This window comes from Chitinophaga pollutisoli (genome assembly GCF_038396755.1).
Classification (GTDB): Bacteria; Bacteroidota; Bacteroidia; order Chitinophagales; family Chitinophagaceae; genus Chitinophaga; species Chitinophaga pollutisoli.
In genome coordinates this window covers 5,126,195-5,142,856 of record NZ_CP149822.1, presented here as the reverse complement: position 1 = coordinate 5,142,856, position 16,662 = coordinate 5,126,195, and the positions used below count along the sequence as shown (strand labels likewise).

General features: G+C 54.3%; 12 protein-coding genes and 2 tRNA genes. 2 read left to right on the top strand and 12 right to left on the bottom strand.

Annotation, left to right across the window (positions count from 1 at the left end; genetic code table 11):
• Nucleotides 1–4 precede the first annotated feature (4 nt).
• The 10 genes from WJU16_RS21870 to WJU16_RS21825 form a co-directional block, all read right to left on the bottom strand.
• Nucleotides 5–1,261 carry a hypothetical protein gene (locus WJU16_RS21870; protein WP_341835528.1) on the bottom strand — a complete coding sequence of 419 codons (1,257 nt, stop codon included), beginning with the start codon at nucleotides 1,259–1,261 and terminating at the stop codon, nucleotides 5–7.
• Between the two features lie 193 nt (nucleotides 1,262–1,454).
• The gene (locus WJU16_RS21865; protein WP_341835527.1) at nucleotides 1,455–2,690 is read right to left on the bottom strand and encodes an alpha/beta hydrolase-fold protein; all 1,236 of its coding nucleotides are present in this window, start codon (nucleotides 2,688–2,690) and stop codon (nucleotides 1,455–1,457) included.
• Between the two features lie 14 nt (nucleotides 2,691–2,704).
• Nucleotides 2,705–2,914: a hypothetical protein gene (locus tag WJU16_RS21860; protein ID WP_341835526.1), complete on the bottom strand. Its 210-nt coding sequence runs from the start codon at nucleotides 2,912–2,914 to the stop codon at nucleotides 2,705–2,707.
• Nucleotides 2,915–3,043: 129 nt separating this feature from the next.
• Complete coding sequence (locus tag WJU16_RS21855; protein ID WP_341835525.1) at nucleotides 3,044–3,523, bottom strand: GNAT family N-acetyltransferase; 480 nt, start codon at nucleotides 3,521–3,523, stop codon at nucleotides 3,044–3,046.
• Between the two features lie 88 nt (nucleotides 3,524–3,611).
• A tRNA-Ser gene (locus WJU16_RS21850) sits at nucleotides 3,612–3,698 on the bottom strand.
• A 147-nt stretch (nucleotides 3,699–3,845) separates the two neighbouring features.
• Nucleotides 3,846–4,610, bottom strand: coding sequence for a hypothetical protein (locus WJU16_RS21845; protein WP_341835524.1), 765 nt, complete (start codon nucleotides 4,608–4,610; stop codon nucleotides 3,846–3,848).
• A 100-nt stretch (nucleotides 4,611–4,710) separates the two neighbouring features.
• Nucleotides 4,711–4,795: transfer RNA gene (locus WJU16_RS21840), tRNA-Ser, on the bottom strand.
• A gap of 128 nt (nucleotides 4,796–4,923) precedes the next feature.
• On the bottom strand, nucleotides 4,924–7,365 hold the full coding sequence (locus WJU16_RS21835) for an alpha/beta hydrolase-fold protein (RefSeq protein WP_341835523.1): 2,442 nt from the start codon (nucleotides 7,363–7,365) through the stop codon (nucleotides 4,924–4,926).
• 87 nt (nucleotides 7,366–7,452) lie between these two features.
• Nucleotides 7,453–8,829: a HAMP domain-containing sensor histidine kinase gene (locus WJU16_RS21830; protein WP_341835522.1), complete on the bottom strand. Its 1,377-nt coding sequence runs from the start codon at nucleotides 8,827–8,829 to the stop codon at nucleotides 7,453–7,455.
• Nucleotides 8,816–9,529, bottom strand: a complete 714-nt coding sequence (locus tag WJU16_RS21825) for a response regulator transcription factor (RefSeq protein ID WP_341835521.1) — start codon at nucleotides 9,527–9,529, stop codon at nucleotides 8,816–8,818. Before WJU16_RS21825 ends, WJU16_RS21830 begins: the two co-directional genes overlap by 14 nt.
• A 185-nt stretch (nucleotides 9,530–9,714) precedes the next feature.
• Here WJU16_RS21825 and WJU16_RS21820 point away from each other — a divergent pair, with 185 nt between their 5' ends.
• On the top strand, nucleotides 9,715–10,197 hold the full coding sequence (locus WJU16_RS21820; protein WP_341835520.1) for a hypothetical protein: 483 nt from the start codon (nucleotides 9,715–9,717) through the stop codon (nucleotides 10,195–10,197).
• A 21-nt stretch (nucleotides 10,198–10,218) separates the two neighbouring features.
• Complete coding sequence (locus WJU16_RS21815; RefSeq protein WP_341835519.1) at nucleotides 10,219–11,142, top strand: bestrophin family ion channel; 924 nt, start codon at nucleotides 10,219–10,221, stop codon at nucleotides 11,140–11,142.
• 857 nt (nucleotides 11,143–11,999) lie between these two features.
• On the opposite strand, the gene WJU16_RS21810 is transcribed toward WJU16_RS21815, so the two are convergent.
• Nucleotides 12,000–13,406: an efflux transporter outer membrane subunit gene (locus WJU16_RS21810; RefSeq protein ID WP_341835518.1), complete on the bottom strand. Its 1,407-nt coding sequence runs from the start codon at nucleotides 13,404–13,406 to the stop codon at nucleotides 12,000–12,002.
• Nucleotides 13,407–13,423: 17 nt separating this feature from the next.
• Nucleotides 13,424–16,591: an efflux RND transporter permease subunit gene (locus tag WJU16_RS21805; protein WP_341835517.1), complete on the bottom strand. Its 3,168-nt coding sequence runs from the start codon at nucleotides 16,589–16,591 to the stop codon at nucleotides 13,424–13,426.
• Nucleotides 16,592–16,662: the final 71 nt, after the last annotated feature.

The following is a 16,662-nucleotide window of genomic DNA, read 5'->3' as shown; positions in this document are numbered from 1 at the left end:
GGGTTTAAGCTTTCCTTCTGATCCGGAAACTGCCTGACACTACTTTACTCTTTTGCTGGCAATCCGAAACGGGGGTGTATACGGTAGTGGCGAAGTAGCCGGTGATGTAATTGCCGATGCTGCCGTAATCCACGATCGTCAGTTTCCCCGAACCATAACGGGGGCCGCTTTCGCCGCACACGTAATAGGTACTCAGATAAATCACGGCGGTAGCGCCGGAAATCCCTACCTGCGCGTTGAATTTCTCCGGTTCAACGGCACTCCCCACGTCGTATGACCCGGGTTTTGTGGCGTTCACGAAAAGTGAGACGTTCCCCGTTAGCCCTGTACCCATGATGTTGGTAGTGGTGCCCAGGAGTGCGGCATCCGTTGCATGTGCCACGTGTTCCGTACCGTCGATTTCCCAGATGAAGTATTCGTCCGGCACCAGTTGTATCGGAACCTGCACGATCGCCAGGCCGGCGTTGCCGGCGCGGTCCGGGTGGCGTTTGCTGACCATATTCCTGATCCTGACGCCTATCGCGATTTCTTTGGGTTCCTGTATGCTGGCGGGCGCCGTATATACACAGGCGTTGGCATTGGTATGATTGAATGTGCCGGGGCCGTTCACGAACCAGGTTTCCACATTGGCATCAGGCACGAGAGCCGTATTCAGTACTTTATCGCCGTTCAGCTTATCGCTGAAATACACCAGAAAACCAGCATCTTCCCCGGCACGCAATGAAGTCTTCTTATGATGGTTTTCGATCCAGAACACCCTTTCAATGGTCCAGTCGCTGAAATGCTTTGTTTGCACATGGAGTTTCCTGGCGGACTTGTCGATTTCGGTCATGATGAACCGGTCCCAATACCCTTCGGCATTCTGGAAAGCGAGATAGAGGTCATCTTCGGTGGTACCAATGAGATCATCATCCGTATACCTGAAAGTGATCTTCACATCTTTTTTGAATTCGACATTCTCGGGGCGCAAGCGGTAAGCGGTGCCGGTTGCGGACTCCAGGGTTTTGCTCACCGCCTGGATGGAGAAATTAGTTTCGGCGGATACGGCTCCGGCGGGTATTTCCACGGAGATGTTGCCCTCCGGAGTTTGCAGGGTGCCGCCTGCCGGACCGATGGTTTTGGTGACGGGGGCGCCTTGCGGAGTTCCATGCTCGTATGGCACAGGCTTCTTATCCGGACCGGCTTCGCCGCCGCTTTTGCTGCAGGATGCGAAGCATCCCGCCAGCAGCAGCAGGTAAACGGTCAGTTTGCATGATTTCATGATCGTTTGATTTTTATTGACCGGTAAAATTCCAGGTTCCCGTCGGGAGTTAAAACTATCGTCGATATACGCAGGCAAAGGCCGACGGATAACAGGCCCGCCGATTATGAGCGGGGCACTCCATCGATAAAAAATGACGGAAAACAAAAAGGCGCCGCAATTGTGCAGCGCCTTTCTTCGATTATAGCCAATATCAGTTACCGATCAATGCATCCATCTCGTTTTGCATCTCACGCGTCAGTTCCGGGCTGCGGACGGTGAAGTGGTCCGCTCCGGGGATCAAAACGACCCGGATGTCTGCACCGGCTTTGGCGGCTTTGGCCCCGAAAGCGGCCACGGATTCCTGCAGCAGGTAATTATCATTCTCTCCCGCGTACACGGTGATCTTGCCCACGCCGGCTTTCCGGATTTTTTTCCAGTTACTTTGCACGTACAGGCCCAGGTCGTACGGCCGCCATGCTTTTACCACCGAGCGATCGATGACGCCGGTTTGCGGATCGAACAGATCTATGGGGCGCCCCTGCTTACCGGGCACACCGAATTCCGCTTCGAAAGATTGCTGCTGGCCGCCGTCACCGGAGAAAAGCTCCGCCATCCGGGCCTCCCGGAGCGTTTGCTGCGGTACGCCTTTTACGAAATTGATCCCTCTTTCGTTACCGGAGGCGTCTGCATAATAATTTGTATCCGCATACAGGTTGACGCCGGTGAAGGAGGAAAAGTCGAGCGGATCGGGGGAAGTGGCCCAGCAGCCGGCGAAGCTGGCCGGGTAATGCAATGCGAGCCATACCGCCCCGTAACCGCCGGAGCTCTGGCCGGTGATAAAGGTTTTCCGGGGATCTTCGGTGATCCGGTATTCGCTGCGCAGCCAGGGCATCAGTTCCTGGACGAGCGCCTGCCCCCAGGGGCCGTTCACGCGTGAGTCTACGAAGGCATGCAGGCCCCAGGGGGTCTGGGTTTCAGGGTTGAGGTAGACATAAATTTTATCCTTCCCCTGCCCTATGCCGTATTGCTGCTGGCTGCGGGGATTGGCCCCATGGTAGTGGGTACCGCCCCAGCCGGGGATGATATACACGACGGGGTATCGCCGCGCGAGATTGGCGGCATAAGATGCCGGCAAGATCACCGCGGCTTTGAGGAAAATGTCTGTCCCCCTGAATTCGCTCAGCCGTTTGGAGCGGAATTGCACTTCCTTTACCAGGTCCGTTTCCCGGAAAACGCGGGGCGGGAATGCCGTGTTGAGCGTCACCTCCCCTTCCCCTGTCCCGGTTGCGGATATCCGCAGCAAACCTTCCTGGCGGCTGTAGAGGTTCCCCGGCGCCCCGTTCCCTCTTTCGCTCGTATTCGTATCCAGTATGGCGACAAGCTTATAAACCCCTGGCGTCAATGCCGCCAGCGCCTGATGGGAGGCCGTCGCATCCTGCGGCAGCACAACAGGCGTTCCCGTTACCCAGTTTTTACTGGCATCGAGAAAGCGGGCTCTTCTGCCATATTGCGGTCATTGAATTGTTGCGATGTGTCCTTCAGTGTATGCACGAATAAACGCCCGGAATAAGGCCCTTTCAGTCCTTTATCGAGCTGTATGGTGAGGCGGACCTGCGCTTTACCAGCGGAAAAGGGCAGGGATAAAAGCAAAAGCAATAAAAATTGTTTCATACCGATTGGGTTGCGAATGTTGATGTAATGTCATAGAGACGCACGGGCGGGGACTTTGTTGCACGGATGGGGGCGAATAAGGGTAATCATCGACGGATGCGGGGTTTTATCGACGAAATGGTGAGCGGCTCAAAGCCGGGCGGGAAGTCCGAACTGCATCACGGCGAGGGCCCTTCCGCCTGTTTCCAGTCTTTCCATCACTACCCATCCCAACTTCGTATACAATTGCTCCGCCGTGTCCGTAAATAAATAGAGCCTGGAAATCCCCAGTTCCCCACAGGCCGACTGTAAATACCGGCAGATCTTTTCCCCGTAACCTTTCCTCCGATGTTCCGGCAGAGTATACACTCGTGCCAGCCACGGGGCATATCCGGCGAAGCGGGGCACCCTATCCTGCAGCCCTACATGGCGGCAAATGGCGCCTGTGGCAACCGGCGAGCCGCCTGCCAGGAGCACGACCTGCATCTGATCCGGATCATCGCAAATGGCCCGCAGCATGGTTTTGGTTGCATCCATGGGAAGATGCCATTCCGAGAAATACCATTCAGCAACCAAATGGATCAGGCTTGTGTCCGCGGATTGAAGATTATGGAGTTGAATACCAGGCATGGAATTAATTTTCATGGGGAACAAAAAAACAACAAAAGCGCCATAAACTCTTCATTTACAGCGCCTTTTCCTTATAATTTACAATCAGCGGAGAGGGAGGGATTCGAACCCCCGGTACCTTTGACAGTACACCTGATTTCGAGTCAGGCACATTCGACCTCTCTGACACCTCTCCGTTATGTGCGGGTTTACTGAAATCTTGATTTTCCCGAAAGCCGCTGCGTTTACAGGGCCATTTTTTCGATTAAAAGCAGGGATAATTTCCAATATACCGGGCGCAAATGTATACATCTGGACGGATTCCACAAACTTTTTTCCGGAATTACTCCGCGTCGGGAAAAGGATTTCTTGCTACCCACCGGTCCTGCACCCTCGCCGCGTCCTCAAGCGTCACGCCTTCCTTCAACCATTCATCCGCAGCATAATTCATATCGCCCAGCTCCCTGAAGGGATGCTTTGCGTCGTAATGCTGACTGAAAAGGGCGTGAAATACTGTGCTTTCATTCAATCCGTCAAACGGAGTGTGCAGTCCGGGCATAACCATACGCAGTATGCCAAACGGAACCTGTTTATGATGAGGAAAATGTTCGTTCACCAGTTGTTTCAGGGCCAAAAACGGTTCGCGGAATTCAGCGATCGGGGAAACGGTGATGACATTATCGGACCTGTATTGCTGGGGGCGCTCGCCGTCTTCCTTCCAGACGGTCGTCGTTTCCAGTCCATAGATCGTATAGAAATCACCTAAAAGGCTTTTGGCGAAATACAACTTCCTCGCGTATGATACCGGCCGCTGCTCGATTTTTTCGAGGATGACTTCGAAGGCCAGGGATGGCTCCTGCCCGAATGTCCAACCGATTACTTCGCATCCCATCGCGGCACCCACCTTATCAGAGAACCCAGAAAATTCTTTAAACTGTACAGGATCATGTACGCGTTCTACGAGGATATCCCCTAGCATCTTTCGTCCTTTATACGTGGAATACAGGGAATCATTGGGATGCAAGCCAATCGGGTAAAACTTCTTGATCGCATCGTAAACCGGCCAGTAATTGTGCGTTTCGGGGTAAAAAGTGAAATATAATTTCATAGTAGGAGGATTTCTTTGGGCTAACGGAAATTAATAAACTCGGGCAATAACAATACTATGCACAAACAAAAAATCCCGGGAAATTTCCGGGAAATATCTGCGGAGGAAGAGGGATTCGAACCCCCGGACCTGTTACAGTCAACAGTTTTCAAGACTGCCGCAATCGACCGCTCTGCCATTCCTCCGCCGCAAAAGTAAAACTCCGCAGCAATTAAACAAAACTTTTTTTACCGGGAATTGTTTTGCGCCGGTTCTACAAAAAATGAATGCCGGCGCAAAGCACCGGCATTCTATATCCCCATGTAAAAACGATTTAGTCTTTCTTTACACTGTGCGCGTCCGTCAACTGCCAGGCGTTATCAAAAAAGCCCGCCAGCTTCACACCATCCGCACCGGAAAGCATCATCGCCGCATCATAGACCATGTAATCCGGGAACCCGCTCGCACCGGCGAAATACTGGTTGGCATAGGCTGCCTTCATACCCGTGATGCCGCTTCCGCCCACAACTCCCACCGAGGCCACCGCTGATCCCGGCAACGGCCAAACGAAAGATGCGCTCAGCGATGGGCCCGTCCAGGTGTTGCCGCCGGCGGTAATCTTATCCCTGGAAATCTGCAGCGGCGCACCTGACAACAACAGGTCCCAGGCTTTGTTGGTGGATTTATTACCGTAAATGATCACTCCCCTGTCGCGGTACAGTTCCGTTTTGTAATCTTTGTCCGCAATGATGTCGACGGCCCCATTGCCGCGGTAATACCAGGTTTCCGCATCGTACCGCGCTTTATTGAAACTCCAGGCGTTCTCTTCCGCCGTTCCCGCAGTGCTATACACAAACACCATGCGGTGGTTGAACGCATCCTTCAGCGTACCGTAGCGGTGCGGCCCCTTTTCCGCCGGGGAAGGCTGGCCGGAAAGCTGCCAGCCGCCCTCCTTCCGCAACAAAAATACCGGTTGCGAAGCCGCTCGGACCTTCACTTCCGAACCATCCAGCTGCATTGTCAGTTCCGATCCCGCCGGGAAGTCGCCGAGATCCAGCTTCAGCAGGCGAACGTTCTCCGTTTGCCCCTGGATGATAGCCGCCTGCCGGTTGCGCTTCAGCCGGATGCGGCTGTATTGCAGGGGATGTTCCTGCTGGTACACGGAGGCCCAGCGGTACGCGTCGGAGATGCCGGGGTTGGCGGTGATGAAATCGATCACATTAACGGCGGAATCCACCGGGCGTTTGCGCCACCGGAAAAAATCAAAGATCGGCTGCCAGTCGACGCTGATATCTCCAAACCAATGTTCCCCACCGGGATATTCGTTATACGCGAAATCGGGATGGAACCCGCCCAGCAGTGTACGCATTTGCCGGGCATAGTCCACAGACACCACGCGGTCCGCATCCCCATGGAAAATATATACGCCCAGCGGCTTGTAATTCTGCGCCAGCTTGATCACATCGCTCTGATTGCCGGCACGCAGCAACATTTTCTCCATCGGGTCATTGCTGCTGTCTGGCACGAGACCGTCTGCCGAGCCATATCCCTTCAGGGTAGGATACCCTGCGCTCGGCGCAATGGCCGCCCAGCTGGCAGGGTACGTGGCGCCCAGGAACCAGGTTCCGTGACCGCCCATCGAGTGGCCGGTCAGGTATATCTGCTGCGGGTCCGGCTCGAAGGATTTGCGCGCGATGGCCAATACCTCCAGGGCGTCGATCCTTCCCCAGTCTTCCCAGTTAAAACCCCTCGGCCGGCGGTTCGTCGCCGCCACCAGCGTTCCCCAATCTTTCGGCTGGTAAGCTCTCGCCTGCCCGATCGCTTCGACGCCGGCTCCGTGCACCGACAAAAACAGCGCCTGCCCTTTCCGCGGACCTCCCACCTGGGGCGCCACTGCATAATATTGCAGGCTGCCGTCGATCGCGCTGGTGAAGGTCCGGCTGTATTGCGCGCCTTTCGCCACGGCTTCCACCATGATCTTCGTTTCGTCGAGCACCTTGTTTCTATCCAGCAACGTCACCACGCATTCTACCTTTCCAGGCGCATCCACAACCGGCGCGATAAACGAGAAAGGCACTTTGCGGGACGACATCTGCGGCACCGCCGGTACATCCGTCACCACTTCCTTACCATCGATCACTGCCCGGAGCCGCAATTGCCGGGTTGCCCCGGCCGAGCCGTTGATCACTACCAAAGCACCCTGCAAAGTATCCGCTCCGCTACCGGCGATAATATGGGGCAAGGTAGCATCCGCCGCCTGCAGGTGTACCGGACTTTCCGGGAAGCTGAGGCTGGCCGTGATCATGCCGCCGCGCACGTACAGTTCGTTCAGGCCTTTTTTCAGGCTCACCGGGATGTAGAGCCAGCCCGCATTGTAAGGGTCGCCGGTATGCGGCTCGCCGTTGAAGTACAGCCCGCTGTTCCCACGGATGTTGAGCAGCGCCGTACGCGCCTTGTCAGAATGATAAGTCAGGTAAAAATACCCGCCCCGCCCGAAACTGCCCCTTCCACCGCCACGGCGGAAAAGGCGATGGGCGCTGTCGGCCGTAACCGCCTGCCAAGACTGCTTATCGTCGAAAGCGTCTCCGTTTTTCGGGGCTTTCAGCGTGTGGGTGTAAAGGCGGTAAGCCAGGGGATCGGTATAGATGGCTTCGCGGCCGTACCGCTGCGGGCTGCCTACGAACAGGGCATCGCGGAATTGCCATGTTTCCTGCGCCACGGCAGCAACACAGGGCAGCAAAAACATGCCCTGCATGAAAAATCGAAGAATACGCATAATCGGGAGCTATTTCATTGTTCGAAAACAATATACGCATCGCCGGAGAAAAGTCTGATAACTTTTGATGAAAGGCGCAGCCCCCATTTATCCCACGGAAGGCAATACCACCCTGATTTCAGTACCCTCGTTCATCCGGCTTTCCACGATGATCTCGCCCTTGTGCATCCGGATGATGGTGTTGGTAAGCGGCAGGCCGATGCCGTACCCTTCGAACCGGCTGGTGTTGCTGGCGCGGAAAAACGGACTGAAAATATAGGGCAAATCCTGCGCGGGGATCCCGATGCCGTTGTCTTTCACGATCACGATATTTTTGGTATCGGTCGCCGCCAGCGCCAGGGAAACCGGTTGGTTGCTGGAATATTTGATGGCATTGGTCACGATATTGGTGATAGCCAGCTCCAGCAGCTGAAAATTACCCATGATGCTCATTTTGTCTTCCTCTTCGGGGAAAAGACTGTAATCGATGGAAACGTGGTTGTTGGGACTGAGCCTATCGGTCATTTGCTTGACGGCAAACAGCAGCTCGTCGGTCCGGATGAGCTCCCAATGTTGCTTCTTTCCGTCGAACCCGGTCTGGGCGAGCTGGAGGAGGCTGCGGGTGATGTGGTTGAGGCGTTCGGCTTCGGTGAGCATGCGGGAGATGGAAGCGCGGAGGCTTTCGTTGTCGCGCTCGCCGCGGAGGGCCAGCTCGGCTTCCCCGATAATGGCGGTGAGCGGGGTCCCCAGTTCGTGGGAGGCATTGCTGACGAAATTGTTCTGCGTTTCGAAAGCCGTTTCCAGCCGGTCGAGCATATTGTTGAAGGTTCCCGCCAGTTCCCCTACTTCATCCTGCCCGTCCTGCCCCGCTTTGGTGCTAACGCGGAGGTGAAGATTATTGGAGCTGATGCTTTTCACCTGTTGCATGATATGATGCACTGGCGCCAGGATGTATTGGGAGAAGAATACCCCCGCCCCCACGATCAGTGCGGCGGCCACGGCGAAGCAGATGACCAGGATCTTGCGCAGCTCGGCCATGTATTGCCCGCGGTATTCGTTCACGGCGGAAACGACCACGATGCTCCGCCCGCCGCCATGTGAGATGAGGATCCCGGCGAAAAAGCGTTCTTTATAACGGTAGGTATTGTGCCCCTGGCGCACAACTTCATCGTAAAAGGCGTAGGGCAGGTTGGGCCTGGCGGGGCGCACGAACCTCCCGGCCGCATATTCCACCGGAATAATGTATTCCTCTTCCGAAGGCAGTTTTTCGAGGTGGCGGTCGCGGATGATGTTATACGCCGTCGTATCCGTACCATTGGGCGGATACGCCGCGTTGGCGGTCAGGTAGGCGCGGATCTCCAGGCGTTTGTAGAAATCCCCGAAAGAATAGCGGTTGGCCAGGTAATACACGAAAAAGCTCATCAATAGAATGATGGAGAAAGTCAGCACCGAGAACAGGAGCATGATTTTGTTACTGATCTTCATCGGTGACGTTTTCTTTTAACATATACCCATGCCCCACGATCGTGTGGATCATCTCCGGTTCGGATTCCTTATTGATTTTCTTGCGGAGGTAATTAATATAAACGTCTACTACTTTGGTATTCATGTTGAAGTCGATACCCCAGACATGCTCGAGGATTTCGGCCCTGGAGAGCACTTTCCGCGGGTTGGACAGCAGGTATTCGAGCAGGCGGTATTCAGTAGCCGTGAGGGTGAAGATACGGTTGTTACGGCTCGCCTGACGGGTATCGGTATTGAGGATGAGGTCGCCCAGGCGCAGGATGTTGGCGCTGCGGGGAGCTGCCTTGGTTTGCACGCCGTTTCCCTGCCTTCTGACGAGCGAGCGGATGCGGGCTTCCAGTTCCTGGAATTTATACGGTTTGGTGAGATAATCGTCCGCCCCGGAATCCAGCCCCATCACCACGTTATCGATTGTGGAAAGGGCGGTGAGCATGAGAATGGGGGTTCCGTTCTTCTCCGCGCGGATTTGCCGGCAAACTTCGATCCCGTTCATCCCGGGCAGCATCACGTCGAGGATAATGAGCGAGAAATCGTTGCTCCGCGACATTTCCAGGCCCAGCAGCCCGTCCGGCGCCACGCTCACTTCATATCCCGACTCCGTCAATCCCCTTGAAATCACCGAAACCACCGCCGGCTCATCTTCAACTAGCAAAATTCTCATACTGCATGCATCTTGATCCTTTCAAAAATAAGGGCTGAAGACCGTAAAACCTCCTGCCGGTAAAGAATCTTACCGGATTCTTACCTCGCGTTCGCCAGATTCTTACCGGATTGCCACCACATCCTTATCCCGGATTTACTCCTTCTTAACCACCCCGCCATAGTTTTGCTTTCAAAACAAACCGTATGCAAAACGTCATGATTCCTACCGATCTCAGCATCCGTTCGCTGAGCTATCTTCATCACCTGGCAACCCAAACCGAAGGCCCCGTGCGCATCACGCTCATGCATGCGCTCCGCCTGCCCGACTCCCTGCTCGATTGCTGGCCCTTCAGCCGCAGCCACCGCTACGTTTCCGTTCCGGACGATTTCCGGGAAGCCTGCGAAGTAATGAAGAACCGCTATTCCCAGGCTTTCAGCCAGATCAACGTGGAATTCTTTTACGGCACCACCGCCCCTGCGCTCCGCAATTTCATCCGCGCCCACGAAATAGACCGCATCGCCGTTCCCGATCAATTGCATTATCATCATGCCGGCGAAAACAGCTACAACCCCGAAAGCCTGTTCCGCCACACGAAACTGCCCGTTTCCAAGCTCAGGCTTACGGCGCCCAGGCAGGTGGTAACCGCTCCGGCTTCCATCTCTGCCCTGCTCGGCGTGCAGGTATGACTCACCTAAAAAACACAGCGTATGTTACTGAAGAAAGGAATTCCGTTAGGGTACATCTTCGGAAAGATTAAATACGAAATACTCGCCGTTACGGTGTACACGCTTATTATCAATATGCTGTACTACCAATATGGGATCAAGGAAATATCCATCCCGCTGTCGGTCCCGATGGTACTGGGCACCGTATTATCACTGCTCCTCGCCTTCCGCTCCAACCAGGCATACGACCGCTGGTGGGAAGCCAGAACGATCTGGGGCGCCATCGTCAACGATTCACGCTCGCTCGCAAGACAGATGATGTCGATCGTTGACGGCGACGACTCGGAAGAATTCCGCCACTTCCGCCAGCATTTCATCAAAAGGCAGATCGCCTGGAACTACGCGCTGGGCCAAAGCCTCCGCAAGAAGGATCCCCTGCGCGGCCTGGAGCGGCTCCTCTCCCGCAGGGAACTGAACCACCTGGCGAAGTACGATAACGTACCCGCCGGCATCCTCCAGCTGCATAGCCGCGATATCAAATACGCACTGCAGCAGGAATGGCTCAATCCATACCAGCAAATCGAGCTGGACCGCACCCTCACGCGCCTCTGCGACGCCATGGGCAAGTGCGAACGGATCAAAAACACCGTTTTTCCGGCCACCTATTCTCTCTATACCCATTTTGCCGTAATATTTTTCATTCTCCTTCTGCCATTCGCACTGATCGACTCGCTGGGTATCGTGGAAGTACCGCTTGTAGCCGCTATCTCAGCATCTTTCCTCCTGATCGAGAAAATGGCCATCAACCTGCAGGACCCGTTCGAAAACAAACCTACCGACACGCCGATGACCACCATCGCGCGCAAAGTGGAACGCGACCTGTTACAGATCTCCGAAGAGGACATCATGCCGGTGGATACCGAACTGGCGCCGCAGGAAGAAACAGCCGATTATTACATCCTTTAAGCATGCAGTCATATAGAATCAAGGTCCGGCAGGCGTTTGCCTGCCGGTTTTCCGCAAAATTGCCCTTGTAAATTCCCGGCAGGTCATTACCGCAAGAAAGGATTTGTAAAACGTAAGGAAGGTAGCCATCAAAAAATCCGGCAGGCGCAATGCCTGCCGGTACTATTTAGAGAAGTGTTTCCAGATATAAACCGATTCGCAAAACTGAGCAAACCCGCGAACTTTTCAAGGCTTGCGAAAACATCAAATCCCGTTATTGGGTCTTAAACCGTAACGACGAAAAAAACCGGCAGGAATCTTCCTGCCGGTGTGCTTTTCAGGCATAAAGGGGTATTTTACGCCATATCCACAGGCAATTTACAGCATAGATACAGTACAGTTACAGTAGGGATACAGTAGGGATACAGTACAGTAACAGTAGGGTTACTGTATGTCCCTGGATGCGTTATCCCTGCGTTTTCCATATCGTAACTCTGCCATAACCCTGCCGTAACCCTGCCGTAACCATACCGCAACCTACCATTTCCACCGGCTTTCCGGCAGCCGTGCATTATATTGTCTATTCCCGATATATAAAAAAACCGGCAGGATTTCTCCCGCCGGTACAACCTGATGTTCATGAAGAGCGATAACCGCAAACAGATGATAACTGCCTTTGAGCTTACTGTCTTCCAATTTATCTTTTGATTCGCGGACGGGTTATCATCTGTCCGCCGTCATCATACCCATTCGGTTGTGATGTACTTACTGTTTCCCGGATATTTCCCGTACAGATGATAGCCGTCCTGTGCATTTCTTCCTCACAACCTGTCTGTTGTTTTGAATAGACCTGCTATCATCTGTCCGGGGAAACCGGTTTATTGGTAGCCGCCGCCGAGCGACCGGTAAAGGTCAACCATGGCGGTGAGGCGTTGCCGTTTGATGTCTGCCTGTGTGAGTTCGGCTTGCAGGCTGCTGCCCTGGGCGTTGATGACTTCCAGGTAATTGGCCAGGCCGCTGCGGAACAGCAGCCGGGCGTTGTTAACGGCCTGCCGGGTGGTGGTGAGCCGCGATCCGGCGATGGTTTGCTGCTCCTGGAGCTTTTCCAGCTGCACCAGTGCGTCGGTGACCTCACGGACGGCCACGGTTACCGATTGCTTAAACCGGATGGCGGCCTGGTCGCGTTCGTTCTGCGCAACTTCCAGCTGGGTCCGGAGCCTGCGCTGGTTAAATACCGGCTGGGCGATGTTGCCGGCCAGCGTACCGAATAGCGAGTGCCCCTGGAACCACTTCCCGATCTCATAGGCGTTGAGGCCGCCGTTGGCCGTGAGGCTGAGTGAGGGATACATGGCCCCCTGCGCGGCGCCTACATTAGCGTTGGCGGCTTTCAGGCCCATTTCGGAGGCTTTCACGTCCGGGCGGTTGGCGATCACTTCGGCCGGAACGCCTGTTTGCAGGCTGTCCCATACCTGGTAGCGGTCCAGCGTTGCGCTGCGCGAAACATCACCGGGCAATTGCCCCATGAGGATGCGGATAGCGTTCGCCTGGATGGCTGCAGCCTGCTCCAGCTGCGGGATGAGCTGTTCCGCCTGCTGCTGCTGGGCCACTGCCTGCTGAACGGCCAGTTCGGTTACTTCTCCGGCCGTTTTCTGCATGCGGATCATCTGCACGATGGTGTCGCTCAGCGTAGCGTTGCGTTTGGCGATGTCGAGCTGCGCGTCGAGCATGAGGAGGTTGAAGTAGCTGTTGGCTACCTGCGCCACGATGCCCGTTTGTACGGCGCGGGCCGCTTCGTACGTCTGGAGGTATTGTGCCAGCGCGGCTTCCTTCTGCCGGCGGATTTTGCCCCAGATGTCGATTTCCCATGAAACGCCCAGGCTGAGGGTATAGTCCTCGATATGGTCTGTCTGCAGGAAGTTATTGAGGCTCAACCCGTTCAGGCTGTTTTTGGAAGGAAACGAGGTATTGGCGGCCGCATTCGCGTTGATGGAAGGCAAAAGGGCGGCTTTGGCCTGTTTCACGTAGGAAGAGGCGGCTTCGATCCTTTTGAGCGCCAGCTGCAGGTCGAAATTGCTGTTGAGGGCGTTTCCGATCAATTCCTGCAGGGCAGGATCGGGGAAGAACTGCTTCCACGGGGCGGCACCGATAGTGCTGTCTCCCGCCGCCGCATTGCCGAATTGCGCGGGCAGCGGGGTTTCCGGCCGCTGAAAGTCTTTCCCGACTTTGCAGGCCGCAAACGACGCTGCCGTGAGTATAGCTATTAAGTATTTTGAATATTGCGTCATAATTGCCTTGATTTTACTTATACGGTTGCTTCTTCCATTTCCATCTCTTCTTCATAAACTCTTAAGCCGGGGCGGCCGGTTATTTTTTCCTGTAAGAACTGGAATATCACATACAGCACAGGAATGATAAATACACCCAGGATCACACCGGTCAACATACCGCCGATGGCGCTATAACCAATGGAGTGGTTACCCACTGCGGAGCCTTTCTGCACAAATACCAGGGGTATCAAACCTACGATAAAGGCGAATGAAGTCATCAGGATAGGACGAAGCCTGGCCCTTGCCCCGGCAAGCGCCGATTCGAGCAGGCCCATCCCGTTGCGCCGTCGCTGCACGGCAAATTCCACGATCAGGATGGCGTTTTTCGCCAGCAGGCCTATCAGCATGATCATACCGATCTGTACATAGATGTTATTGTCCAGGCCGGCAAATCCGATGAAGGCGAATACACCAAGGATACCGGTCGGTATGGTGAGGATAATTGCGAGCGGCAACACATAGCTTTCGAACTGGGCTGCCAGCAGGAAGTATACGAATATGATACTGAGCAGGAAGATGTAGATCTGCTGGTCGCCGGCTTTGATCTCCTCGCGGGTGGCACCGGTCCATTCGTATCCATAACCTTGCGGCAACGCCGTTTTTGCAGTCTCCTCGATGGCCTTGATGGCATCACCCGTACTATAACCCGGCTTGGGTGTACCATTGATGGTAACGGCATTGAACATGTTGTTGCGGGTTACCGTTTCGGGACCATATACACGTTTCAGCGACACCATCGATTTCACCGGCACCATTTCACCCTGGCTGTTCTTCACGTAAATTCCATCGAGCGAGTGGATGTCTGTACGATAAGGTATATCAGCCTGCGCTACCACACGATAGTACTTTCCAAAACGGTTAAAGTCCGAAACATAACTGCTGCCGTAATAAATCTGCATGGTCTGCATCAGATCGCTGACGGATACGCCCAATTGTTTGGCCTTAAAATTATCCACTTCTACCTTGTACTGGGGGTTACCCGCGGAGAAGGTGGTGAATGCCGCGCCGATCTCTGGTCTTTGCATCAGGGCGCCGATAAAGGCCCAGGCGTTGTTGCCCAGCTGGTCCAGCGGGCGCCCTTGTTTATCCTGCAGCATGAACTCAAAACCGCTCACGTTACCAAAACCCTGCACCGTCGGGAAGTTGAAGAAGAAGGCGCTGGCGTCTTTCAGCTCGCTTGCCGGTCCATACATCATGCCGGTGATCTGGTCGATATTATCCACGTCACCTCTATCCTCTTTGTCTTTCAGGCGTACAAACCCTGCGGCATAAGGAGATGCGGCGGCATTGCTGATGAAGTTAAAGCCGTCCACCGTCCAGGTATGTTTCACCGATGGGAATTGGCGGAGCTTTTCGTCTATTTTTGACGTAGACTTATGCGTTCTGTCCAAAGAGCTGCCCGGAGGCGTGTTCAGGGCATATAATACAAAGCCCTGGTCTTCCGTGGGAATAAATCCGGTAGGCGTCTTTTGAACCAATATAAAAGATACGATGGCTACAATAACCAGCAGACCGATGGCAATCGCCTTCCGCTTGATCAGGAAATTAAGGCTCTTGATGTACCGGTTGGTCATAGAACGGAAACCGGCGTTGAAGGCGTTAAAGAAACGGCTGCCGAATCCTGTCTTCTGGCCATGCTCACCATGTTCAGGTTTTAAGAACAGGGCACACAGCGCGGGGCTCAGGGTCAATGCATTGATCGCAGAGATCATGATAGCGATGGCCAGCGTAAATGCAAACTGCCTATAGAACACACCTGCGGGGCCTTCCATAAAACCAACGGGTATAAATACCGCCATCATCACCAGGGTAATGGAAATAACGGCTCCTGATATTTCATCCATTGACTTCAGGGTGGCTTTTCTTGCGGGCCATCGCGTATGTTCCATTTTGGCGTGCACCGCTTCCACCACCACTATCGCATCATCCACCACGATACCGATTGCCAGCACGAGTGCGAACAGGGTGAGCAGGTTGATGCTGAAACCAAACAGCTGAAGGAAGAAGAATGTGCCTAAAATGGCCACCGGCACTGCAATAGCAGGGATCAAAGTAGAGCGGAGGTCCTGCAGGAACAGGTATACCACGAGGAACACCAGCAAAAATGCGATCACGAGCGTTTCACGAACCTGGTGTATGGAGGCGTCCAGGAAGTCCTTGGCGTTGTACATCACCACCGTCTTTACGCCGGTAGGCAGCGTGGCCTTAAAATCCACCAGCAGATGCTCGATGTTATCAAGGATCTCATTGGCGTTGGAGCCGGCCGTCTGAATAATAGCAAAACCAGCGGCCGGTTTGCCATCCAGCAGGTTATTCGCGCCGTAGTTGAGCGCTCCGAATTCTATACGGGCCACGTCTTTCAAACGAAGCATAGAGCCGTCGCTGTTGGCTTTTATGACAATATTCTCGTAGTCCTCATTCAGGCTCAGTTTGCCTTTGTATTTCAATACAAATTCAAAGGTCTCCGAGCTGCTTTCGCCCAAACGGCCGGGGGCGGATTCGATGTTCTGGTCCCTGATCGCGTTCAACACGTCCTGCGGGGCCAGGTTATTGGCTGCAAGGCGGTCGGGCTTCAGCCAGACACGCATGGAATAGTCCTTGGCGCCGAAGATCTGCGCCTGCGCTACGCCGGGCACACGTTGAATTTGGGGGATCAGGTTGATCTTGATATAGTTTTGCAGGAACTTTTCATCGTATTCCTTAGGGTTTTCGCTATACAACCCCATGAACATAATGAAACCGTTCTGCACCTTCTGCGTGCTGATGCCCGCGGTCACCACTTCTGCGGGTAACTGGCTGGTGGCTTTGGACACCCTGTTCTGCACGTTCACGGCAGCGATATCAGGATCGGTCCCCTGTTTGAAATAGACGGTCAACACCATGCTGCCGTCGTTATTGGAGTTGGAGGTCATGTAGGTCATGTTCTCCACCCCGTTCACCGATTCCTCTATTGGGTTGGCCACGGACCGGGCCACTACTTCAGCGTTGGCGCCGGGGTAGACGGCCGTCACGGTCACGCTGGGCGGCGCGATGTCGGGAAACAACGTAACAGGCAGGGCAAAGTAGGAGATAATGCCCAATAATAGCAGGATTATCGACACTACCGTTGAAAGCACCGGCCTTAATATAAATGTTCTTAACATGATAAATTCACTTTTAGATCGTAAGTAAAATTTGATGCTTGCATGTCATACTTTACGAGCAAAGTATGGCC